The sequence below is a fragment of the Leptolyngbya sp. CCNP1308 genome, from assembly GCF_034932455.1.
In the GTDB taxonomy this organism is placed as follows: Bacteria; Cyanobacteriota; Cyanobacteriia; order Phormidesmidales; family Phormidesmidaceae; genus Nodosilinea.
Map to the genome: position 1 here is coordinate 1 of NZ_JAYGIH010000001.1, position 24,602 is coordinate 24,602.

The following is a 24,602-nucleotide window of genomic DNA, read 5'->3' on the forward strand; positions in this document are numbered from 1 at the left end:
ATCAGAGCAAGTTGTTGGATAAGCTCGACACCTTTCCCAGCCTGAGGCGTCAGATTAAAGCCTGGCTCTCAGCGGGGGTAATTGAAGGGGCAAACTGGTTCCCCACGGAACGCGGAACGCCTCAAGGTGGTGTCATTTCTCCCTTGCTAGCCAACATTGCGTTGCATGGCATGGAGGCTTATCTCAAGCAGCAATATCCCCGGCATCACCGGACGATTGACGGGAAATGCCGCGATATTCTGTCCCCAAAACTGGTTCGATATGCTGATGACTTTGTCGTTCTGCATGAAGACCTGAGCGTCATTCAGGGTTGCCTTGAGGCGTTAACGACCTGGCTGCAAGACATGGGGCTGGTTATTCATCCGGAGAAGACGCGAATCACCCACACCTTGACTCCGGTTGAGGGGAATGTGGGATTCGATTTCCTGGGGTACCACTTTCAACAACATTTGGTAGGCCAGCATCGCGCTTCCCGCGTGATGCAAGGGAACTACCGGAGTGGTGCCGTCAGTCGCTCCCTAGGATTCAAGCTCTTTGTCACCCCCAGTCAGGACAGCCTCAAACGGCACATGGCCGCCGTGGGAGAGATCATCAAGCAGTATAGCCACGCGCCGCAAGCGGCATTAATCCATGCCCTGAATCCTGTGATTCGGGGATGGGCGACCTACTTTGGCTACTTCAATGCTCGCTCCCAACTGGCTAAAGCCGACTTCCTCACTTACCAAAAGCTCCGCGCCTGGGCAGTGAACCGCTGCACCGGACAAGGAGCCAGAAAAGTGGCCGAAAAGTACTGGCAAATCAGAACTAAAGGACGCTGGACGTTTGCTGCCAAGGACGTGGAGCTAACCCGTCATCTCCGGCACCGTACCGCCGTCTACACGACTCTGAAGAACCAGAAGTCCCCCTATGACGGGGATTGGGCTTATTGGTCACGGCGAATGGGGCGCTATCCCGGCATCTCCCCTCGGGTTGCCCGGCTGCTCCAGAAGCAAGGGGGTAAGTGTGCGTTCTGCGGACTTCACATCACGTTCCATGACCTGGTCGAGGTTGACCACATCCAGCCGTTATCGCTGGGCGGTCAAGAGACCTTTGACAATCTCCAGTTGCTTCATGGCCACTGCCATGATCTCAAAACGGCAACGGATGGGTCGTGCTCAGCTTTCTTTGGGCCGAGTCAGTTCATTGAGGAGCCGGATGAGGGGAAACTCTCACGTCCGGTTTTGAAAGAGAGTTCATTGGAGCGATCCGATGTTCGACTCTAACCAAACTATTGCCCGCACACCGCTAATTATCATCATTGCCGTCACCGCTGGCGATGTGCTGACGACGCTAATCACCGGCTAGTTGTCGCCGTGCGGCCATTCAGATCGAGGGTGCAGCTCTACACCGTCCTTTCAGCACCAGTAGCGGCTTATGGCATCTCAATTTCGTCCCGTTAACACCATCCTGGGGGCGCAACCCCGGTTAGGCCCCATTCCAGCAGACCAAATCATTCCCTGGTTCTGCATCACGGGGGCGTCCTATCTACTGGGTCGAGGGTTCAGCCTCAGCTGGATTTCGATTGGATTCATTGCCGCCTGGGGCATGTCTACCTGGTGGATTCTCACCGGGGGGCAGAGCTGGAAGTTCACCGCAAAATTTGTGCCGACTCCCACCTGGAGTCGCGGCTATGCCCGATATCTAAGGTTTACTCACGATGAAACAGACCATCGGCAAACACCGACTCAAGCTCGGCAGCCAGTTCGTCAGCACGTTGACGCCCTTTGAAGATGCGCTCAACCTCGCCGCCATGGTGCGGATCGAGCTGCGGGGGCGGCAGGTTGGAGCTTACGTCCTCACAAAGGGCAAGAACCGCGAGCACCTCTGCTTTGTGTTTGGCTTTGACTGCCGGGGCATTCACAATACCCTGACCGATGAACAGGTGGAGATCGTCTTTGACCAGCTGGAATCGGGGCTCAAGGATTTGCCCAACGGTGAGCGACTGACGATTCATCTGGGGTCGTTTTCGGCGGACTGCGATCGTCAGCAGGATCTAGCCCAGCTTACCCAAACTGCCCCCAATCAGGCTCTCAAGTTCCTGCTCACCGCTGAACGCGCCCGAGTCCAACAACTCACCCAACAAGGCCTGCGCAAACCCAAGTTTCTGCGGCTGTACGTTACCTACACCGTCCAGAGCGGTGCCGAAGGAGCCCAGGACATTATTGAGAAGGTGATCAGCAGAGGCGAAACCCTGTGGAAGTCGTTTACGGGTGAGCTGCGCCAGGCCAAAAACCAGCGGCTGCAAACGGTGATTACCAAGGCATTTACCGACGGCTTTTTGCTCTGGGAGCAGGTGCTTTCAACCAAGATGGGTCTTTCGGTCAAACCTTTGGGCGAATCGGATCTGTGGAGCCTGCTGTGGAACCGCTTTAACGCCAGTGACCCCATCGACATCCCTCAGCTAATCATCCTGGATGGAGACGGCCTCCACGAGCAAGTCAACTCCGACATTCACAGCACCACACTGCTGACTCGGGCGGGGGTACCCACTGCCGGAAAAACCTGGGTCAAGGTCAAGGGCCAGCATGCAGCTCCTCTTACCTTCTTGGAAAAACCGGGAGGCTGGGCCAGTGAAGCAGCCCAACTGCGCTACCTGTGGGAGATCCTCTCCCGCGAGACGGTCGCTGATACCGAAATCTTCTGCCAGCTAACTCGGGCCAACGAAACCCTGGTGAAAACCACTGTGCAGCGGATGCTGAAGCAGTCGAACCTGACGGCTACTTTGGCTGAAGACAGCCACTCGGTGGATGTGGCCGCTGAGCTGAAGATGAAGCGCTCGATTGAGGCCCAGGAAGAACTCTTTGAGGGTGCCCTGCCGATCCACACGGCTGTTGTATTCCTGGTGCATCGACCGGATCTGGAGCAGCTGGATGAAGCTTGCCGCTATATCCAAAGCTGCTTTCGCCGTCCGGCCTGGGTAGAGCGTGAGCAAGACTACGCCTGGAAGGTGTGGCTTCAGACCCTGCCCATTGTCTGGGAAGCGCTGATGGCAACTCCCTTTGGACGACGGCAGCTCTACCTGACCGGCGAAGCACCGGGGCTGATGCCCTTGGTAGTGACCCAGCCCTGCGACAGGAGTGGCTTTGAGCTGATTGCTGAAGAAGGGGGCCAGCCAATCCACCTGGATTTGTTCAACCAGCACCAGAACCTGGGCCTGTTTGCCACCACCCGAGCTGGGAAATCGGTACTGGTCTCCGGCATTCTGACTCAAGCCCTAGCCCACCGCTTCCCAGTGGTGGCGCTCGATTTCCCTAAGCCCGATGGCTCCTCGACCTTCACCGACTACACCCAGCTGGTGGGTGGGGCCTACTTCGACATCTCCCGCGAGTCCAACAACCTGTTTGAGCTGCCAGATCTCCGTCACCTGCCGGGTGACGAGCGCAAAGAACGCCTCGATGACTTTCAGTCATTTCTGGAGTCCGCGCTGCTGACCATGATTGTGGGCTCGGGGGCCAATAGCTCGGTGATGACCCAGACCATTCGCTCAATTTTGGTGCTGGCCCTCAATGCCTTCTTCGCCGATGCCCCGATTCAGCGACGCTATCTGGAGGCGATGGAAGGACGCTTGGGTTCAGCAGCCTGGGCGCAAATGCCTACCCTGGCTGACTTCCTCGACTTCTGCACACCCGAACAGCTGGATCTCAACCAGGTGGGCGGCAATATCGCGAAGGCTCTGGACATGATCGATCTACGGCTCAGGTTCTGGCTCTCCAGCCGGGTGGGGCGGGCGATCTCGGCTCCCTCCAGCTTTCCGACCGATGCCCAACTGCTGGTCTTTGCCCTGCGGAATCTATCTAACGAAGAAGATGCCGCTGTGCTGGCTCTTTCCGCTTATGCCGCTGCCCTGAGGCGAGCCCTAGAAGCCCCGGCCTCTATTTTCTTTATCGATGAAGCCCCGATTCTGTTCGAGTTTGACGAAATTGGAGCCCTGATTGGCCGACTCTGCGCCAACGGAGCCAAGGCCGGAATTCGGGTGATCATCTCGGCTCAAGATCCTGACACGGTGCATAAATCGCCCGCCAGCGCCAAGATCTTTCAAAACCTGACTACTCGCCTAATTGGTCGCATTCAGCCCATGGCGGTGGACAGCTTTGAGCGCATTCTCAAATATCCCAAGACCGTCATCAGCCGCAATGCCAGCGAGAGCTTCTTTCCCAAGCGGGAGGGCATTTACAGCCAGTGGCTGCTGGACAACAACGGCCTCTACACCTACTGCCGCTACTATCCCGCCTTTGCCCAGCTCGCTGCGGTGGCCAATAACCCCGATGAGCAGACGACCCGAGACTTGGTGCTACGCCATGCCCCCGATAGTTTCACCGGCCTGGCGGAGTTTGCCCGGCTGCTGGTGCTCTCGATTCAGTCTGGAGAACCCCTCTCGGTGATTACCGAGCGCTGGTTTGCCGAGCGCAATCCCCATCCCGAAGTTCCCCTATCTTCTTTCAACTCCTTAACCACTGGAGGTCATTCATGAACCCGCGTCTTCGCGTTGCCCTCATTCCCATCTTGGCCGCCACCCTGCTGGTGGCACCGATCAGACCTGCCGCCGCCTCACAGGTGGACACCACCTTCACCGACATCTTCGGCATTTTCCGCCAGGCCTTTGAGACCAGCAAAACCTACATCGAGCAAACCCTCTCTGGACTGCTCACGCCGCTGCCCGGCGATCTAGAGGGCGTGATCCAAAACGCCCTGGGCGATCTGGGCCTGGTTGACCCCAATCGGGTACGTTCTGAAATCTCGACGGAACTGGCAACCATCCTGGAGGGCGATTTAGCCCAGTCCGACAGCATCTATGCAGGCCTTGAAACAGCCAACGAAGTAGACCGGCAGCTCACCCGCGCCCAGGTCGATGCGGTGCTGGGCCAGGGTGGACAAGCCGCCACCCGCGACAAGATTACCTGGATTGAAGACACCATCGGCCAGGTGCAGCAGCACGCTGACTCAGCCCAGACGGCTGTGTCTACCCAGGCGGCGATCAAGCAGATGGCCCAGCAAAACGCGCGGCAGTCAGAGATTTTGGGGGCGGTGCAGGCAGAACTGCTGCAATCTCGCCAGGACGCTCAGTTGACCAACCTCAACCTGTCCAACATGTCGCAAAACCTAGATCAAGAGGCCCGTGCCCGTCGCCTCCAAGAATTGGGCAATGCCCTCGATACCCTGCAAATTAGCGCTCAGGCCCGTTTGTTCTAGACGTCTGTTCGTCATGACGTCAACTTGGATGTGAAGCCCCATGCTGCTGAATTGGCCCATCTCACCCATTGCCCAGTTACCCCGCGACACTGCCGACATCATTGAGGGCGGCGGTGTCGCGTCTGAAGCCGTGGCCGAAAGCTGGAACCAGCTCTGGGAGAGCGTGCTTCAGGGGGGGCTTTACTTTGCCCTGGCTCGGGTCGGGGTCTTGTTCGCCGTCGCTACCCTGCTCCTGTTTATGACCCAGTGGACGCGGCAAATGGTGGAAGGGGAAAGCAGCCGCGCCTACGCTGATTTCATCTGGCCGCTGCTGGTGATTGTGCTGCTCTCTAACAACGGCGATCGCCTAGCAGCTATTACTTTAGACATCCGCAACTACATCAACCAGGTCAACCAGGACGTCCTGTCCTACACCGCTGCCGATATCCGCCTGCAAGAGGCCTATCAGGCGGCTGTCCTGGAAGGTTCGGTGGAGCAGACCATCATCCAACGCCGCAACCAGTGCTATGAGCTGCAAAACCCGGAAGAGCGGGCAAATTGCATCGAGCTGGCGGCGATTGAAGCCCGCGAATTTATCGAGGACTACCGCGCTAGAACCGGCAATCCCAATGCCCTGTCCCGTGCGTTGGAGGCGGCTCAGGCCGGGGACAATCCCCTCGACTCGGGCCTGCGGTTTGGGGGAGCGTTGATGGGTTCAGGCTTTCAGACCGTGACAAGAGGCCTGTTGATGGCGCTGCACATCGCCTTTCAGTGGCTAATTGAAGCTTCGCTGTTGCTGACCGCCACCCTGGGGCCGCTTGCCGTGGGCGGCTCGTTGTTGCCAGTGGGAGCTAAACCACTGTTCGCCTGGCTCACAGGGTTCTTTTCCTTAGCGATTGCCAAGCTCAGCTTCAACATCCTCTCGGGCTTGGTTTCCTTGGCGGTGTTGAATGCCGGGGATTCCCACCCGCTGATTGCCCCCTTCTTTCTGGGCCTGCTAGCTCCCATTCTCTCTCTGGCTTTGGCGTCGGGCGGTGGCATGACGGTTTTTGGAGCCCTGACCAGTACTGCTGGGGTAATCGCGGGGACGGGTGCTATGGGTGGCATCGCTCGTGCCCCTGGCTACTCGGCCAGGCGGCGGGCCTACCGCGTGCGTCGCTGACCTCACTCTTGTCGCTGACCTCACTCATTAGGACATGTCCCATGGTGCAGTTGATTGAGAAACGCAACACCAACTACCTACCCCTGTTTGTCTTGGGCAGCGTGGGGTTACAGCTGGTGATGCTGGTGGTCTTGTTTCTTCAAGCCGGTGCCCTGAGCCGTCTCAGCCGACAGGATGCCCCTACGCTAGTGCAAATGCAGGACGGGCAGGCGATTCGAGTCGGCACCATGGGCTCCCGGGAGCGTACCCCAGAGACGATCCGGCGCTTTGTCAATGACACCCTGGTGCTGATGTTCAACTGGAGCGGCAGCCTGCCTGCCACCACGGCGGAAGAGGCCAGTCAGCCCAGGGCCGACCCTGGCCTACCGATTGAGGTGGAACGGGGCAGACGCAATATTGCCACCGCCAGTTGGCAGGCCAGCTTTGCCTTTTCCGAAGACTTCCGCCAGGACTTTCTGAAGCGGGTGGCTGAACTGACGCCACCGGGGGTATTCACGGGCACCAGTCAAGTGGTGATGGTGATCAACCATGTCGGCAGCCCTGAGGTGGTTGGAGAGGGTCGCTGGAAGGTGGCGGTGGTGGCCCATCTCTATGTCTTTAACGACGCCAATGCCCTGGGGCAGGCGATTCCCTTTAACCGGGAGGTGTTTGTAGAAGCCGTCACCGCGCCAGCCGTGCCCGATGGCGAAACCCCTCTAGAGCAGGCCATCTACAGCATTCGCCAAACCGGCCTGCAAATCTATGCCATCCGCGAACTTGAACGGGAGGACTTGTAATGACGACACCCAACAACCTGTGGGATGACCAAGAGATGGCTGACCTGGTCGGTCTCCATCTACCAGAACCTGCCGCTACCGAAGCACAGGATGCTTCTCCAGTTGCACCCGCTACCACTGTGGAGTCCGAACCCCTTCTGGATGCTGAGGATATTGACGGGCAGGCTTTAACTGCTCGCAAGCCCAAGTTATCTCTGGCGGCTAACCCCTTCACCAAGCTGGGCGTTGTCGCCGCTGGAACGGGTCTGGTGATTGGAGTCTTAGCCGTCTTCACCAGCGGGGTGATGAAAAACGACTCTCCACCGGCTGAAGAGGTGCAAGCCGATTTTCCAGAACCTATGGTCGAGGAAGAGGATCTGAGTTCTACCGATGACCGGGGACAGCTGCTGACCGATTTAGCAATGGGGCGTCAGCAAGCCGAACTGGAAGCTCTGGCCAATGAAGAGCCTGCGGCTCAACCGGAAGCGCCAACGGCCAGAGAAACCCCTGAATTTTCTCCGGCTCCTCCACCCCCGTCACGACCGCCCCAACCCGTGGCGGCGCGACCTACCCCAGCACCGCTACCGCCTCGACCAATTCCCGTTTCCCCTGCGGTTTCAGCCCGTCCAGTCGTGTCCCAACCGGTATCCCAACTCGTCGTCGATCCAACGGAACGATGGCTAGCGCTGTCCCATTTGGGGAGCTACGGACAGGGCAGTCCCTTACCGCAGGAAACCTCTGCACCGCTAGTCACGGCGGCTTCAACGCCAGTCCCCGCGTCAGTGGCTCAAGTCAGCACACCACCCCCATCCCGTGACATTAACCATGCCGAAGAAGCGGCCATTCTTCAGGGCCAGCCAGTGGCATTGCCCCCGACATCGCCCCTGCTGCTGACCGGCACCCAAGCCCCAGCTGTACTGGAAACGCCCTTGATCTGGGCGGCAGAGACAGAAAGCCCTCAGTTCGTGGTGCAGTTGACGGAACCCCTACTGACTGCCGACGAAGAGATCGGCTTACCAGCAGACACGTCGCTAGTGGTACAGGTGACATCGGTGGCGGACAGCGGCCTGGTGCAGCTGGCGGTGGTCTCATTCATTCAGGCTGGGCAAGAAATCCCGCTGTCCGCTGGAGCCATTCAACTGCGAGGGGTGGAGGGCATCCCCCTGATCGCTCAGAAGTATGACGACCCAGGAATGGATATCGCTCGGATGGATGCCACGATGGCGGCCATGGCCGGGTTATCTCGGGCAGCAGGGCTAGTGAACCGGCCCAAAACCTCCTCGGTCATCACATCTGTTGGAGGTAGCGCGATTACCCAAGACACCGGAGAGCCCAATCTTCTAGCCGGGATTCTCGAAGGCGCGTTTGAGCAGCTCTCGGGGCAGATGGAAGCACGAAATCAGGCGGCACTGGATGAAATCTTGAATCGCCCTGTCGTCTGGTATTTGCCAACCGGCGCTGAGGTCGACGTGTACGTGAATCAAACGGTGGCGCTATGAAAACACCTTGGACTCCCTGGATTCTGGTTGGGGCGCTTTCTCTAGCGGTGATTTCCCGTCAACCCGCCCAGGCCCAGTCAGCCTATTCCGTTTCTGCCAGCCATGCCCAAGGATTAACCGGCAGCCAGTCCCCGGTCATCCACCTGTGGCCCGGCTATGGCACCAACCTGAGCTTTATTCCAACGAACGAAAGCATCGTGCGGGTGTGGATCGATGACCCATCCCGAGTGGCCCTCGATTTTGATCAGCCGCTCTGCCCTACCGTTGCGGACTCAGGCTGTATCTCTGGGCGGCCTTCCGTCGTGCATCTGAGACGGGTTCAAGGGCTGTCCTTCGAGAATCTGCCCAGGGCCAGCGGCACACTGCTGACGGTGATCACCGAGACGGCTGGGGGCAATCGCCGCCTCTACGAATTCCGCATTGCCTTCGGTACGGGCGAGCCCGACTACCACACCGTCGTGGTTAATCCCACCTCCCCCATCCATCCGCTACTGGGGCCAGGGGATGTGCGCCGAGGGCTTCAGGTAGCTGAAGCCAGAGGACTGATCGCCCCCGATCAGGACTTGTGGAACCGGCTACAGACTTTTCTGCGGTTGGCCCAGGGTGGCCTCGCCGTGCCTGCCGCTGCCGAGCAAGCAGGGGTTTCCCCTGAGCTGATCACCCGCCTGGCGGAGTGGGGGGCCAGTGCCCGCGATGACCCGCCTTTGAACTCTACCGCTCTCTAGTTTCTTCACTCAGGTTAAAGCCATGACCCTATATTCGTTTAGGCGCAGGCGGCCATGGCGGCCTGTGATCGGGATTCTTGTTTTAATTTTGGCGATCTGCCTCCACGGCTGGCGGGTGCAACCGGCCCACTCTAGCCTCCAGCCAGGTTCGCCAGTGCCTGTCATTCAGGATCAGATTTTAGGCACCAAGCCTGATTGGGTGCAGATTACCCTACGCAGCCTGCCAGCGGTGCTGGAGTCGGGCTCGTTTGAGGCTCCAGCCGATTTGATCCGTCTCTTGGGCTACGACCCATCGCGGGTCTGGCAGGCCGGTCAAACCGCTGATCAGTACATGCAGCTGGGCGATTTTCAGGAGAGCTTTCAGCTTCAGCAGTTCTCGCTGTATGAGATTGCGGCTCTGGTGGGGCTGGATTGGCCTGCCCTACGGCTAGCGGATTTTGCCCTAGTGGCCTGGCAAACCCTGGGGGATTTGGTGCAGGCGCTGCCGGATTTAGCCAACCGCCCGGTGGAGTCTGTAGCCCCGATCGCTGACCTGCTCAAGGGAGAAGTCGATCCGCAAACCGCGATCGCCGAGGTACTCCAAGATGAGGCCCTGGCGTCGCTCAGTCTAGGAGACCTCGACCTGGAGCAGTACGGACTAGCGGATATTCCAGGGTTGATTGAGGCTCCACTAGAAAGTTTCCGCGACTGGCAGCAGTCCGTTATCGGCCAGGTGCCTGGCCTCGCTGATGTCCCTTTCGCCAACTTTCCCAACCCCATCGTGGAGCAGGGCGTGGTGGTGGGCCAGGTGGATGTGGTGTTTGGCGCGGCGGAAGGCAACCGCACCAACACCATCAGCGGCAGCTATGTGGAGGGGTTCAATGTGCCCTGTGAGGCTGACTGCGCTCACCTGGAAATCGGACAGCCCACCCTGGTGGAAGGCACCCAGTGGGTCTCCGGCAAGTACCAGCAGGTGCGCGGCGGGCGGGGAGCATTGGCCGCCGCCAACGGTGGGGTTGAACCTACTGGTCGCCATCCCTTTGGCAATGCGTTCAAGGTGGCGGTGTTAGACACCGATGAGGCCTCCGGCACCGCTGAAACCGGGCTGTATTTCCGCATGTGCGTTCGCAACCTGTTTGTGGACCTGGGTTGCACCCCCTACTTCATCGGCCCCATTCCCTGGCTGCCGGTGCAGGAGGAGGGCATGGTCTTCTTGGGTCAAATCAAGGAAGGTCTTTCGAGCACCGATTCAGCGGACGTTGCGGCGGCCAAAGGAATCGACCCGCAGACCGGAGAATCCAGACCTATGCCAGCGCCTACGGCCAGAGGTTCAGGATCTCCAGGAACTGCCACTGGACGATTCATTCACCCGGCACCGGGCTATGGAGCCACCAGTAGTTTTGGCTATCGCACGCACCCGATTCACGGCGATCGCCGTCTCCACAGTGGCACCGATTTTGGTACTCCCACCGGCACCATCATTCGAGCGGCTGACGGCGGACAGGTCACCTTCGCAGGCATCAGCGGCTCCCTCACCAGCGGCTACGGCAGGCTCGTCATCGTCAACCACGGCAATGGTGTAGAGAGCTACTACGCCCATCTACAAGGCTTTTTTGTGAAAGCGGGCGACATCATCGCCCAAGGCGATCCGGTCGGTCGCGCCAACAGCACCGGCTGGTCAACGGGGCCGCATTTGCACTTTGAGGTGCGCCAGAACGGCCAGCCCCAGAACCCCATGAACTATCTCAGTTAAGGAGTGTAGCGATGAGACTTAACCGTACTATCTTCGCTGGTTTAGCAGGCCTCTGCCTCCTGCTCGTTGGCTTAATCTCCGTTGTGGGCCTCAATCTGGCTCGGGCGTCAGACCCCATTCCAGAAGCGGTCTACGACTGCCTGCCCCCTCAGACCCAGACCACAAAACTCTGGGGCCTGGCAGAGACAACCACTGGGCGCTATCTCCTAATCGGGGTTGGTGAAGGCGAGACCTACCAGGAAGTGTTGATTTACCTGGACACTCAAGCCGCCTGCCAGTCTCTGCTGCCGGAGGATGACCCGGTGCTCAGTCACTACATCCCCCTAAACTTGGCCCGCGAGTTGGCCCTTCAGCGCTACACCCAAGTGCTGCAAGAACAGGGTGGGCGCGACGCCTATCAGCAGCAGTTAACCGAGTATCTGACGGCAGCCCCCGACGGTACCCGCAGCCAGTTTCCTGAAGAATACCTCTGGGCACTGGAGCAGCTGGGTATTGAGCTACCCCCCAATAGCTATGAGGTGCTGCGCTGATGCGTTACTACACCGAACAACCCTCAATTCTGGGTCAGGTGGATTCCACCTCTACTCAGTCAATCTCTCAGCTGGTGACCTCACTCCAGTCTCGCCAAGGGCTCACCCTGCTCGGCTGCGTGGTACTGATTGCCGCCTTCTCCATGATGAGCCAAGGCAAGAAAGGGAAGCTCGCCACCAGCCGCTTTGGTGGAAGCCCCGAGAAATCTGCCGCCCGCAAACGAGCGGTGCGACAGATTCAGGAGCGCAAACGCAACGCGGTTTCCCTCTACATCGGCCAGCCCACCCGCAAGCAAGATGCTCGGTCTCTATACCTGCCCGATCTCCAGCGGGGCATTGCCGTTTGTGGTGGGCCAGGCTCCGGCAAAACCTTTAGCGTCATCGATCCGCTGATTCGCTCGGCTCTAGACCAGGGGCTACCGGTAGCCATGTACGACTTTAAGTACCCAACCCAAAGTGCTCGCCATGCCGCCTACGCCGCCAAGCTGGGTTACGACGTGCGAGTGCTGGCCCCCGGCTTTCCCGAGTCTGAGGTGTGCAACCCCATCGACTTCCTCCGCAGCGAGTCCGATGCCGAGATGGCGCGGCAAATTGCTACGGTACTGAACAAAAACTTTCGGCTGATGACCCAGAGCAGCGAGGATGGCTTCTTTGCCGCAGCAGGCGATCAGCTGACAGAGGCCCTGCTGATGCTGGCCAAGTCCACCCAGTATCCCGACATCATGACCGCCCAGGCGGTGCTCGGGCTGACCAACCTGGGCAACCGGGTGGCAGCGGCTCACGGTATGAACAGCTGGATTCGGGTGTCTTTCAACCAGTTGATTGGGGTCAAGGATGCCGAGAAAACCGCCAGCGGCATTGTGGGCAGCGCCAGCGAGACCTTTACCCGCTTTATGAAAGAAGGGGTTTTGGGGGCGTTCTGCGGTCAAACCTCCATCCCTCTCGTTTTAACCGGCAAGCAGCTGCTGATTCTGGGGATGGATCGGGAACGGCGGGACGTGGTGGGGCCGCTGGTAGCCACGGTGCTGCATATGCTAGTCACCCGCAATGTGGCCCAGCGTCGGCAAGATCCGCTAATTGTCGCCATTGACGAATTGCCTACTCTTTACTTACCCACCCTGGTGCAGTGGCTCAACGAAAACCGAGAGGACGGGCTGGCGGTCATTCTCGGTTTCCAAAACCTGGTTCAGCTAGAGAAAACTTACGGTCGCGAACTGGCCCGCGCCATCCTGGGGGCCTGCGCTACTAAAGCGGTCTTCAACCCCCAAGAATACGAAGCGGCCCGCACGTTCTCCGACTTCCTGGGGGACGAAGAAATCCAGCACAAGCAAAAGTCGCGCAATCGCGGCGGCGGCAAATCCAGTACCACCATTTCTGACCAGGAGCGCACCCGCAAGCTGTTTGAACCCAGCCAGTTTCTGCGCCTGCCGCCGGGCAAATGCATCTTGATCAACCCCGGCTTTACCTCCCGAGGGGAAGCCGCTATCCCCATCCAGCAGGCGATCAAGATTCCCAAAGCCGATGTGCAGGCCAGCGAGAGCAGCGAAGCTCTGTGGGCCAAAATCCATGCTCGACTGGTGCGCCGCAGTCCCCAGCGGATGCCCACTGCCGCTGATTTAGAAAAGCGACGACAGATGGTGGAAGCCATGCTGCCGGAGCCCCAGGCCCCGGTCAACCCGGCCTACCCTGACCCCGCTGGATTGATCGATAAATACAGCAGTTTGCTTTAGGAGAAACCCCCATGACAACAACGATTCAATCCCCCGATCTCATGCTGGCCCAAACTCTGCGGGCGAAGCTGCCTGTGGATACGGTCACCGCTCTGTTGGCTTACCCCAACATTGCTGCTGATCTGGCGTTGGTGCTAGATCAGCAGCCCTTAGGCGCTGACTATGTGCCCCGCGAGATTGAGTTGCTCTACGACGATGTGACGGTATTTCACTGGCGAGATGGGCGGATTCAGGCCCAGTGCGCCGATGTGGATATTGACTATACGCCAACCCTAGTGGAGTGGTTGATCGATGGCGACACCGCCTACTTTTCGGTTCAAGGTCTGGAGGTGATTAACCGCATCACAATCATGCCTCTGATGGATTTGGAAAGTCTAGACCCCCTAAAGGAGGAACCATGCAAGCCGTAGTGAACCCCGGAGAAGCGAAACAAATCGAGCAGGATTATGCTCACACTACCCTGGCCTCTAGCGAAATGGCAGCGGCCACGGCTCAATCGACTGCCGAGGCCGTACAGGCCTTTATCCAGATGCTGCGCGAGCGGCTACAGGCGGCTCGGCAGAAGGAGCAAGACCCGGAAACTGAAGCACAGGATGCTCAGCCTGGGGAGGCCGTGGATTTGCCCCAAGCCATCGCCGAGCCCATTGAAATCAAGATGGGCCGCGAGATTGTCTACCGCGAAGGCTATGCCGATAAGGACCCTGTCAATAAGCTCAATGCCAATACGCTGAAGCTGCTCCAGGCGGCGGTAGATGCGCCTCCGCAGGTGGGCGCTGAAGCGACCACTGGAGCCAAAGGGACGATCAATATCAAGGCCGGAGATGAGCTGGTTTATCGGATGAGCAAGGGGGCGGTTGAGACCAACCGCCTAGAGCCTGACCCGGCTAACCCGGCGGAAAAATCTCATCCTGCTGTCGTCCAAGGGCCAAGAGATCTGGCTCCGCAACGGGCAGACGAGACTGTTGCCCCAATCTCACCGCCTTTGTCCCCGGTCAAGTCGGAAGCAGAACCCGAGGTTTCCACAGCCAAGGACATTCCGGCCCTTGTGACGGCTGTAGTGCCAGAGCAACAACCATCTTCAAGTCAGCCTGCACCCACCCGAGTTGCAGCTCAGCCCCTGGCCATGGCCTCACCCAAGGTGGTCTCCATCCTCAACGTGATGGAGCGCCAGAACCAGCAGGTGGTGGAAAAAGCTACCCAGAAATGGATGCAGCAGACCACTCGGGTGATGCAGCGCTCGTCCCAGCAGTTGACCGAACGGGTGGTGGCTCTGGCTGCAAATATCCGCAGTCGGCAAGTCGCCTCCACAGCGGTGGACTTGCTCCAAAAGTACGGTACCGCCTACAGCCCTGGTCGAGGCTTCTATGTGGCTGAGAACTACGTGGTCAGCTCTAAGGGCCGCATGGTCACTGTCTCAGACCGCGAAGGCATTGAACTGATGACGGCCCGCAAAACCCGCTGGGGGCTAGACATCCTCAAAAACGACATGGTGGCCTCCCAAGAGGCCGACTTCATGAAAGCCCGCCAGCAAATCCAGATTCAGGGGATTAATGGTCTGTCCGCCGAGCCCCCCATGCGGGTGCGGCAGCTGGGCAACCTTGCGCCAGCCGGGGACATGGGCATCACCCGCGATCTCACTGCCCTAGCTCTGGCGAAAACCGCCCGCAAACTGCTTGATGTCACCGGCAGTCGCCCCAACGTGCAGGGCAAGCGGGTCTTTCAAGGGGGCAGCCAGTACCGGATTGAAGAAACCCCCAACAGCCTGAAAATTCAAGCGGGTGAGCGGGGTCAGATTCTCAGCATTGACAACGGCAAAATCAAGTCTGCTTTGACATCTAAAGATGTAGCTTACTTCCGCTTTATCGACCGGGAACTCAGCCAGGATTTACAGCGGTACCAACCGGCGACAGTGACGCCCCTGAACAGCCGACAACGCAGCCGCGCCGTCGGCATGGCCATGGGTGAGTAGGAATGGCAAAGGATGCCCAACAGCAGCTGGTGAACCATTTCACTTCCCATTTCCTGGGGGGTGAAGGGTTTACGACGATTACCGCCGCCCGGCAACAGGCGGCGCTGGTGTTGGGCACGCCCGTCAATCCTGGCACGGCGCTGGCGAAGCAGGTGGATGAAGCGGTGGAGGGGGCAGTGGTGCGAGCGGCCCAGGGGATCCTTCAAACCTCGGCGACAACTCACGACACCTATGATCGGCTGATCGACCTACATGATCGCCAGCCAGCCCTGAATGTTCGTTCCTCCACCAGCGTGTTGCAGCAGGCCTACAGCACGCCGATTCCCATCGCGTTTTTGGCCTCTACCCTGGCGGGCATTAACCCAGACACCACCGTCTACGAACCCTCGGCTGGCCATGGCGCATTGCTGGTGGGAACTGACCCCATCCAGGTCACCGTCAATGAACTCAATCCAGATCGCGCCGCTGACTTGCGGGCTCAGGGGTACCGCGTCACGGAGTGGGATTCGGCAGAGTACCAGCCCGAACGCCTGCACGATGTGGTGATTGCTAACCCACCCTTTGGGGCGGTGCGAGATGCACACGGGCAGCGTAAACGGTTCAGGTTGCCCGGTAACCTGCGAGGGACGACTCAGATTGATCAGGCGATCTCGTTTCAAGCTCTAGGGGTGATGAAAGACGATGGTCGCGCCGTTCTGATCCTGGGTGGCAAGCTGGGCGTAGACGAAGAGCAGCGGTCTGAGCGCTACAACACCCTGGAAAGTCGAGGCTTCTTCTATGCCCTGTATCAGCAGTACGCCGTTACCCAGCACATTTCCATTTGGGGCGACCTGTACCGCAAGCAGGGCGCGGGTTTTCCGATTGATCTGATTGTGATTGAAGGCCGAGGCCGGTCGGAACGCCCGTTACCTGCCGCTGATGTCCCGGTTATCTACAAGTCGTTTGCTGAACTCAAGGAGTTGATTTCCCATGAACCTATCCACCACGCCCGTATCTCGCTGGACATACCCGTTCATGAGCAGCCAGTACCCCAGCTTTCCCAACCTCTGGACGCTGGAGGGCCTGGGAACGCTATTCATTGTCAAGGTGCCACCAGCGCTAGAGCAGCTGAGCAAATCGACTTACCAGCAGCTGATTCAAACTCGGTTGGACAGAATGATTCAGGACTCCGTCTCGGAAACCTCCCAAATCGAGACGCAACAAGGGCTGGCCACCACCCTCAGCGAATTGGACTGGGCTCAGGAGATTCCGATCCTGGAGCCGGACGACGACCCAGACTTCGCCATGGAGTATTGGCGGCAGCAGTGGGCAGAGACCTTGATTCGGAGCAACTGGCGGTTTCAGGAACGACTGGGCTATTACGGGGGGATCTTTCCGGTAACGCCCGTAACCCCCAGCTATCCGGATTACCTGGACTGGCTGAGCCTCCACGACGAGACCACGCTAGAGACGTGGCTGGCCGAACTGAGCCTATAGAACCTCACTCGGAAATCACCATGAATACTCCTCTTTCAACCGGCGAGGCTGTGGCTCCGTCGGCAGACACGTATGATGTCCAGCCTCGGCAGGTGGCCTATGTGCCCAAAAGCAAAGGGTTTTCAACCCATACCCTGATTCCCTTCAATATGGCCAGTGCAGCTCAGCAGGCGCTGGAGCGATTCGAGCACCACCACGGCGACATTGACGAGTACCTGGCTACCCGCCTGGGCTATGGTTCTGTGGCGGAGCTGCATCAGTACTTCAGCGCTGAGCAGGTGGATGCTTCCGCTCTGGCGATCAGCAATATCGAGCAGGGGGCCGGGTTCATCACGGGTGACCAGACCGGCATCGGCAAGGGCCGCATCTGCGCCAGCATTATGCGCTACGCCCAGCAGCAGGGGAAGATTGCCCTGTTCATCACCAAGGACAAACCGCTCTATGCCGATATGATGCGGGATGTGGGGGACATTGGGATGCGGCGGTTTACGCCGTTTATTACCGATAGCGGCACTGAGATTCCGCTGGCCAATGGCGCGGCGTTGAAGACGGCTGGGGCCGCTAAGCAGAAGGCGGAAATGCAGGGGATGATTCAGCGGGGGAATCTGGGCCGCTACAGTGCGGTGTTTACCACCTACAGTCAGCTTCAGACCGTAGGGAAAAAGGAACCGCTGCGGCGCACGTTCCTAAGACGGATGGCTCCCAACGCCATCTTGATCCTCGATGAGGCCCATCAGGCAGGGGGTAGCAAGGGCGGATGGAAGGAAGCCGGGCCACCCAACCGGGCCGACTTTGTGCGGGAGTTGATTGACCTGTCGTCGGGGGTGTTTTATTCCTCGGCGACCTACGCCAAGCGGGCCGATGTGATGGATTTGTATGCCCGGCGCACCGACCTGCGGTTGGGCGTCAGCAGTATGACAGCGCTAGAGAATATCTTGACCCGTGGAGGGGTGCCGCTTCAGCAGATTGTCGCCAGTAAGTTTGTCGCCTCGGGGCAGATGCTGCGGCGGGAGCGCTCCTATGAGGGGATTTCGTTTCAGGCTAAAACCGTGCCGGTGGATCGGGAGGTGGCCGACGACTTCTCGGCAGCGATGCGGGCGATTAAGGATTTTGACCGGGCGAAGCAGAAGGCGGTGAAGGCGATCAGTAATGAGGCGAAGGCGGAGGCAAAAGCCTTAGGAGAAGATGGGGCGATTGGCGAGGTAGGAGCCAGGAGTACCAACTTTACCTCGCTGATGCACAACTGCATTGAACAGGGATTGTTGGCCCAAAAGGCGGATGCGACGGTGGAGGAAGCCATTGCGGCCCTGAACCGAGGTGAAAAGCCCGTGATTACGGTGGCCAACACCATGGGCAGCTTCATCGAGGCCTATGCGGAATCCCAGGATTTGAGACCTGGAGATGCGATGAGCCTCTCCTTTGGGGATCTGCTAGAACGGTATCTGGAGCGATCCAGGGACGTGGTGGTGACTGACTACCGGGGCCACTCCACCCGGCTGCGACTCAGTGATGACCAACTCGGCGGCGATGCCGTTCTGGCCTACGAAGAAGCCTTGGACTGCATTCGCGAGTCCGACTTCAGTGGCATTCCCATTAGCCCGATTGACTACATCGAGCAGCAGCTAGAGCGCTCTGGCTACCAGGTTACCGAAGTCACCGGGCGAACGGCGGGTATTGAGTATGGGGCCGATGGCACTATGGCTTACAAGGTGCGGCTAGGGGAGGAAACCACCGCCAAGGGTAGGATCGATGCGGTGGCCCGGTTCAACGCCGGAGATGCGGACGTCATTCTGCTCAACTGCTCGGGCTCGACCGGCATCTCGCTGCACGCCTCGGAGAAGTTTGCCGACCAGCGGCCTCGACACATGATTGTGGCCCAGGCGGAGCGGGACATCAATGTGTTTATGCAGATGCTGGGACGGGTGCATCGCACCGGGCAGGTGGCCTTGCCGAACTATACCTTATTGATGGGGGATCTTCCGGCTGAAAAACGACCGGGGGCGATCCTATGTCGCAAGATGGCCAGCCTGAATGCCAACACGACGGCAGCACGGGAGACGGATATTTCCCTTAACACCGTGGTGGATTTTATGAATCCCTACGGTGAGCAGGTGGTGACGGAGCTGTTGGCGGATGACCCAGAACTCAATGCCAAGCTGGATTTCCCAGCTGCCAAGGCCGAAAACGATGCCTCAGATATTGCCCTGATCAAGAGGGTGACGGGTCGGATTCCGCTGCTGCCTGTTGCCGAACAAGAAGCCGTCTACAGCCTGATTGAGTCGGAGTACTGTGACCTGGTGGATCAGGCGAGGGCGATGGGAGAGAACATTCTAGAGGCAGATCAGCTGGATTTGGACGCCAGGCCACTGGCGCGGATGGAGGTGATGGCCGATGACAGCGAAACGGCCAGCGAGTTCACGGGGCCTGTGTATCTGGAGCTGGTGGAGGCTAAGAGTGAGAGTAAGCCGCTAACCCAGCTTCAGGCGATCAATGTAGTACGGGAGTCAGTGGGGTTGGCGGAGGTGAGGTCGTTGGAAGATCACGACCCGGACGCTGTAGCCGCGCAGGCCAGGCAGCAGGTAGCGGCGACAATTACTCGGTTAGAGGCAGAAACAACCCAGTATCGGCAGGCAGCGATCGCCCAAAAGCAAGACAGCAAGGCGATTGAAAAGCTGAACGATCGCATTGAGCAGCAGCTCACGCATGTCTCTAGCGTGCTAGAAACTTTCGTGCCGGGCACACCGCTGCGGTTGGTGACGCCTGCCAGCAAGACCATTCTCTATGGGGTAGTGGCGGGGGCAGATGCCAAGAAGCGATCTGGGAGTCCATCCGCACCAAACCGCTGGAAGATCAGGATTTTAGTGGCCGATTCCGCTCGGCAAATTACGGTGCCGTTGTCGAAGTTCAACACAGGGCGGAGCGGCTCGCTCGATGCCACGGTTCAAACGGAGGACTGGTTTGGCAATAGCGTTTATTCCTTGTTCGATATGCAGCAGGAGGCGGGGCGGGTCAACCGCCAGATCTTCACCGGCAACCTGATCAAGGCGTTTGAGAAGTATTCCAACGGGAAATTGGTGAACTACACCGACTACCGAGGCGAGGTCTGCCAGGGGCTGATCATGCCCAAGGGCTTTGATATTGAGTCGGAGCTGACCAAGGAGCCGGTGGCGTTTAAGGAGCCGCAGCAGGTGTTTCGGTTCCTCACAGAGTTGACCAACTGGCAGGGGACGGTGAAGACCCTCGATGAGTTGCTGCTGCTGAAGCCGCAGCAGGCGGGGGAGGGGTTCATTCTGCAAGCGCCGAAGTCGAAGGAGTCGGGTGGGCGGTACTACCTAGATGAAGACTTGATTGCGGCGGCGGGGTCGGATTTTTATTCGGTCGCCGATCGCATGGAAGTCGTCATTCCCCCAGAACGGCTGGAGCGGGTGCTGGGGGTGGTGATGCAGCAGCGGAACTATACGCTGGCGGCGTTTGAGTTTAAGGAGGTGGCGCGGCAGTTGATGGGGGTGTCGCTGCCCACGCTAGAGAAGGTGGAGATACAGGAGGTAAAGCCCCCGGTTGTTTCTCAGGCAGTGGCACCTGCTGTAAGTCAACCCAGGCCAGAGCCAACCGTGGAAAGGCCTGCTGTCTCAACCGCAGAGAATCCAGTGTCCCCATCTGCACCCAATCGGCCTCTGATGGGCCAACTGGAGAAGCGAATTTTGCGGTTTTTGAGGAATGCCGGGATTGAGCAGGACGTCATGACGTCTCAAGACTTTCACCAGCGGATTGAGAATGAGCCCTTCATTCCGCTGGTGGTGGAGCGACAGGGGGATGAGCTGTACCTGACCCATTACCTGACTCAGAACGGGGATATGTTCATCGACTCGGAGATGGTGTTTCGGGTGCGGGGCGAGGGTCACATCGAGTTTAAGGAGACGGCGGTGCAGAGTCTGCGGGGTGGGGAGTCGCGGCTGCCCGATCGCGCCTTTGCCCAGATTTTCTCCAAGAACATTGTGCAGCAGGGGTTTGCTGAGGCGGCTAAGGCTCAGCTTCAGGCGCAGTTAGCACCCGAAGTAGAGATAGTATCCCCGCAGGAACCGGAGGATGAGCGATCGCGGATGCCGAGTGATATGCGGCAGTATCTGGCGGTGAAAGAGCAGTATCCCGATGCGATCGTGCTGGTGCAGTCATCAGATCAGCGATTCTATGAGGCGTTTTTCGACGGGGCTCAGCCCTTGATCGAGCATCTGGAAATGATTGGCACCAGCATGGAGTCTGGGGTGAAGGAACTCGGACGGGTACGAGTGGCAGGGTTCCCGGTGGGGAGTTTGCATAAGTACTTGGACAGGTTGACCCGGCAGGGGGAGGTGGTGATTGCGGAGGGAGAGGGGGCGATCGCCCTTCACCCCCACCAGCCGACCGAACCAACCCTAGAAGAACCTGCCCCAATTCCTGTTGAACCCATTCCCCCGCCCCAGGCTTCAGCAGCAGCGGTTGAAGAACCTGAATTCCGGGTACAAAGCCTATTTGACCTCGCCCCGTTCAACGGGGCGCACCAAAATGGCCATCGGGAGAGCCATGCTGCCGATCCAGCCTGGACTGCTCCAGTGGAAGACCATCAGCCAACCGCGCCATTGTCAGAAGTGGCCGTAGATCCGCCGACACCCCCTTTATCTTGCCCCACGGTTCCAGCGGTAGCTGACCAGGGGCAACAGGCCAACGATGCTGCGCCCGAAGCATCAGAACCCTTGCCAGGGCCAGCTTTAGAGACTTTGCGGGACTGGTACCGCGCGGCCCGCGACTTGGGCCATGATCCGTTACACCTGGAACAGATCAAGCAGTTGGGCCTCTCAGCCAAACAGGCTAATGGTAACGGGTTTGGCCTCGCGCCAAACCTACAGCAGGCGATGGCTCAAGACCTGGTTCAATATCAGGCGTTACAGCAGCGGGGAGAATACGTGGCCCAGGCTTCTAAAAAAATCCTGTCGGTGATCGGGCAGACCCGAGGCCCTCACACCCAGTTTCGCGGCAAAGTCTATGAACTGAAGCAGACCGCCGACCGGCTGACCGTCCGCCGGGTGACGCCTCAACCCCAGACCATTTTGGAAATCGCCCAGGGGAAAATTCAGCGCACGGTGGTGACGGCTGAAGACTGTCAGCGATTTCAGCGATTTGTGCAGCGCCTAGAATCAGACCGTGTTCCCACCCCGACCTCAGCAGGACTTGAACGATGATGACCTTGGCCCCCTTGCCCGCCGACTACCGCCCCCAGTCCATCATGATTTTGTGCGATGGGCAAAAGGCCGTGCATGTGGAGGGCAGCGAAATGCAGCTCGATGTGGAGTGGACGGCAGAGCGCAAACCCGATCGCCTGGAAATGTTTTGGGATGGGGTATTGGTCTATGCCCTGGTGAATCAGCAGCTCACAGTCAACCGTCTGGAACTGGTCACAGGTGCTGTCCACCCCATGGAATGGATCTTTCAAACCCCAGCAGGCCATGCCGATGAACCCAGCCCTTCGCGCCACGTTTGATTGGCTCCGGGATCAAGGACTGCCACCGCTGCCCGTTGCCCCAGCCCAAGACCCGACGCGCTACCCAGCCCGAAACGGGGATGGCAGCCTGAAGCGCGACAAAGACGGGGCTCTGGTGCCTGCCTTTACCGGCAAGAATCCTAGCTATGTGGACAGCCGTGGAATTCCCCATCTCATCAGGCATACCCAGTATCAAAATCGGATGCCGACTCAGGCAGAGCTTCAGACCTGGTTTGCCCACCCTGACAACGGCATTGGCACCCTGGGCGGCTGGCATAATATTGTTTGGATTGATGTGGATGTGAAGCAGTTTGAGTCGCAGCAGACCTGCGACCAGCGGATCACCGATTGGCTGGGCCAGTACCCGCTCTTACAGCAAACTTTTACCGAGCGCACTCACAGCGGCGGCTGGCGGCTGGCAGTGCAGGCTCACGAAAAGACGTTTACCAATTTCTCGCTGGATGGGGTGGGTGGACAGCACATGGGGGAGGCTCTGGGCCAGGGGCGCTTCACGGTGCTGGCTCCCACGATTGGCCCAAGTGGCAAAGCCTATGCCAATATGCAGCGGGTACCGCCGGTGTGGGTGGAGCGGTTGGATTCGATCGGGCTGTATCCGGTGAGTTGTCGCCGGGAGCAGAGCCCTTCCCGTCAGTCTCGACCCCACATTCAAGCTCAGCCAGCCCAACCAGGAGTCTTGCGGCTGGAGGATCTAGCCGCAGCGAAGGCCCAGGCAGTGTTGCATGGGGATAGTCCGTTGGAATCGCGATCGCACTCGCTGACCTATGCCCTGCGAGAGTTCTATGGCTGGGAGAACTGGGCTGCCCAGAACCAGGTGCCAATTAGCGGCAAAGCGGAAGATCTAGCGCGAGCAGCAGGGGCTGCGTTAGGTCTTGACGATGAGCGGGTGGAGCGAATTATGGAGAGCATTCCTGATCCGGCCAGTTGCGCTCCGGCGACGGTTTTTGCGGGGGGGGAGACCAGCGCTTGGAAGCGTGTGTGGAAGTTAGACCGGCAGGTGTATAAAGAGCTGTGCCCTAGCAATATGAAGCAGTCTATCCAGGCTATAGCTAGGGAGAACCATCACGTTCTGACCGGGGGCAAACCTCAAAAGAAGCAAAACGCAGTTGTCCAGGCTCCATCAGTCCATAATCCTGCAATTTCAGCGGATCAGATTCAAACGTTTGTACGCCAGGCCTGGAGTATCTTGGCCCACGCCTATCAGACAGAGCGAGGGAAGGTGACTGGTGAGCGCTCAGCGGCAGATCCCAAAGTTTGGGTGCAGGGGCAAATTTATCGAATAGCTGCCGAGGGGGCGCAGCTGACTATAGAGGCCCTTAGCCGGGGCGCTATTTTGCAGGCCCAGGGTCATACTATCACCTTGGAAAACTTGACTGTGGTTGATCTGAAGCGGTTTCAGGCTGAGATGTTGCGGATTCAGCAACGCCATCGCCATTGTGCAACGGCTCCAGCGATTTCTCGCCAAAGTCAGGAGCGCTGAGTCTGCATTATTGCTTGGTTAATCAGGCCATGAACGTCTGCCGTAGGTTGACCTGGATCTCTGAAGATTGGGTTGTTTGAGCCAGGTTAGCTAAAAGCTTTTTATGCGGGGGGTAGGCAGGGCAGGCCAGGGATTAGGTAAAGCCATGCAGCACGTTAGGATGAGAGCAACGTCTGCGGGGACAACGCTATGACCCAGGCTAAGGTAAAGCACACTTCCTTTGAGGAGTATCTTGCCTACAGTGATGCGACGCCGCTAGAAGGGCGTTTTGAATTAGTGCGTGGAGAGTTAGTCGAATTGCCACCCGAGTCAGAACCGAATAATTGGCTGGCTAATTATCTGCAATTTCTGCTGGTCGCGGCCAACGTCGCTCCCCTGCGGTTAATCAAAATTCATGCGTTAGAACTGCAAGTGCCGGTCTTGCAACCGAACGATGCGGCCAACCGCTACCCCGACCTGGTGGTTCTCCGCCCCGAGCACCTAGAACTGACCCAGAGGCGGTTAACGATCACCCGCGATATGCCGCCCCCTCGGGTGGTGGTTGAGATTGTCAGCCCTGGCAAAACCAATCGAGACCGCGATTATGTCTCCAAACGGGCTCAGTACGCAGCCCTTAGAGTGCTTGAGTACTGGCTAGTTGACCCCGTAGCCCAAACCGTCATGGTGCTGTCGCTAGCCGGTGAGACCTATCAAGAGGTCGGAGTATTTGGGTTGCAGAGGGCCATTGCCTCAGTCGAGTTTCCAGATCTAACTCTGAAAGCAAGCCAGATTTTTGAGGCTGACCGATAGATTTGGCTAATCCC

17 protein-coding genes are annotated in these 24,602 nt (G+C 58.7%); all 17 read left to right on the plus strand.

The window, feature by feature from the left end:
- A partial coding sequence (locus tag VB780_RS00005) for a group II intron reverse transcriptase (protein WP_323349082.1) occupies nt 1-1,262 on the plus strand: 1,262 nt, incomplete at its 5' end.
- A 151-nt stretch (nt 1,263-1,413) separates the two neighbouring features.
- A complete protein-coding gene (locus tag VB780_RS00010) occupies nt 1,414-1,767 on the plus strand; it encodes a hypothetical protein (protein WP_193963226.1) in 354 nt (117 codons plus the stop codon).
- Nucleotides 1,697-4,510, plus strand: a complete 2,814-nt coding sequence (locus tag VB780_RS00015) for a hypothetical protein (protein ID WP_323349083.1) — start codon at nt 1,697-1,699, stop codon at nt 4,508-4,510. Before VB780_RS00010 ends, VB780_RS00015 begins: the two co-directional genes overlap by 71 nt.
- On the plus strand, nt 4,507-5,229 hold the full coding sequence (locus tag VB780_RS00020; protein WP_323349084.1) for a hypothetical protein: 723 nt from the start codon (nt 4,507-4,509) through the stop codon (nt 5,227-5,229). The genes VB780_RS00015 and VB780_RS00020 overlap by 4 nt, the downstream gene beginning before the upstream one ends.
- A 40-nt stretch (nt 5,230-5,269) precedes the next feature.
- Nucleotides 5,270-6,370 carry a hypothetical protein gene (locus VB780_RS00025; RefSeq protein WP_323349085.1) on the plus strand — a complete coding sequence of 367 codons (1,101 nt, stop codon included), beginning with the start codon at nt 5,270-5,272 and terminating at the stop codon, nt 6,368-6,370.
- Nucleotides 6,371-6,411: 41 nt separating this feature from the next.
- Nucleotides 6,412-7,146, plus strand: a complete 735-nt coding sequence (locus VB780_RS00030; RefSeq protein ID WP_323349086.1) for a hypothetical protein — start codon at nt 6,412-6,414, stop codon at nt 7,144-7,146.
- Nucleotides 7,146-8,624, plus strand: coding sequence for a TrbI/VirB10 family protein (locus VB780_RS00035; protein WP_323349087.1), 1,479 nt, complete (start codon nt 7,146-7,148; stop codon nt 8,622-8,624). The genes VB780_RS00030 and VB780_RS00035 overlap by 1 nt, the downstream gene beginning before the upstream one ends.
- Nucleotides 8,621-9,349: a hypothetical protein gene (locus VB780_RS00040; RefSeq protein WP_323349088.1), complete on the plus strand. Its 729-nt coding sequence runs from the start codon at nt 8,621-8,623 to the stop codon at nt 9,347-9,349. Before VB780_RS00035 ends, VB780_RS00040 begins: the two co-directional genes overlap by 4 nt.
- Before the next feature lie 64 nt (nt 9,350-9,413).
- The gene (locus tag VB780_RS00045) at nt 9,414-11,081 is read left to right on the plus strand and encodes a M23 family metallopeptidase (RefSeq protein ID WP_323349089.1); all 1,668 of its coding nucleotides are present in this window, start codon (nt 9,414-9,416) and stop codon (nt 11,079-11,081) included.
- Between the two features lie 11 nt (nt 11,082-11,092).
- Nucleotides 11,093-11,611, plus strand: coding sequence for a hypothetical protein (locus tag VB780_RS00050; RefSeq protein WP_323349090.1), 519 nt, complete (start codon nt 11,093-11,095; stop codon nt 11,609-11,611).
- Nucleotides 11,611-13,341: a type IV secretory system conjugative DNA transfer family protein gene (locus tag VB780_RS00055; protein WP_323349091.1), complete on the plus strand. Its 1,731-nt coding sequence runs from the start codon at nt 11,611-11,613 to the stop codon at nt 13,339-13,341. Before VB780_RS00050 ends, VB780_RS00055 begins: the two co-directional genes overlap by 1 nt.
- A gap of 11 nt (nt 13,342-13,352) precedes the next feature.
- A complete protein-coding gene (locus VB780_RS00060) occupies nt 13,353-13,751 on the plus strand; it encodes a hypothetical protein (RefSeq protein WP_323349092.1) in 399 nt (132 codons plus the stop codon).
- Nucleotides 13,739-15,310 carry a hypothetical protein gene (locus tag VB780_RS00065; RefSeq protein WP_323349093.1) on the plus strand — a complete coding sequence of 524 codons (1,572 nt, stop codon included), beginning with the start codon at nt 13,739-13,741 and terminating at the stop codon, nt 15,308-15,310. Before VB780_RS00060 ends, VB780_RS00065 begins: the two co-directional genes overlap by 13 nt.
- Before the next feature lie 2 nt (nt 15,311-15,312).
- Nucleotides 15,313-22,002, plus strand: coding sequence for a strawberry notch C-terminal domain-containing protein (locus VB780_RS00070; RefSeq protein WP_323349094.1), 6,690 nt, complete (start codon nt 15,313-15,315; stop codon nt 22,000-22,002).
- A complete protein-coding gene (locus VB780_RS00075; protein ID WP_323349095.1) occupies nt 21,999-22,301 on the plus strand; it encodes a hypothetical protein in 303 nt (100 codons plus the stop codon). Before VB780_RS00070 ends, VB780_RS00075 begins: the two co-directional genes overlap by 4 nt.
- Nucleotides 22,273-23,799 carry a bifunctional DNA primase/polymerase gene (locus tag VB780_RS00080; RefSeq protein ID WP_323349096.1) on the plus strand — a complete coding sequence of 509 codons (1,527 nt, stop codon included), beginning with the start codon at nt 22,273-22,275 and terminating at the stop codon, nt 23,797-23,799. Before VB780_RS00075 ends, VB780_RS00080 begins: the two co-directional genes overlap by 29 nt.
- Before the next feature lie 189 nt (nt 23,800-23,988).
- Nucleotides 23,989-24,588, plus strand: a complete 600-nt coding sequence (locus VB780_RS00085; RefSeq protein WP_323349097.1) for a Uma2 family endonuclease — start codon at nt 23,989-23,991, stop codon at nt 24,586-24,588.
- Nucleotides 24,589-24,602 lie beyond the last annotated feature (14 nt).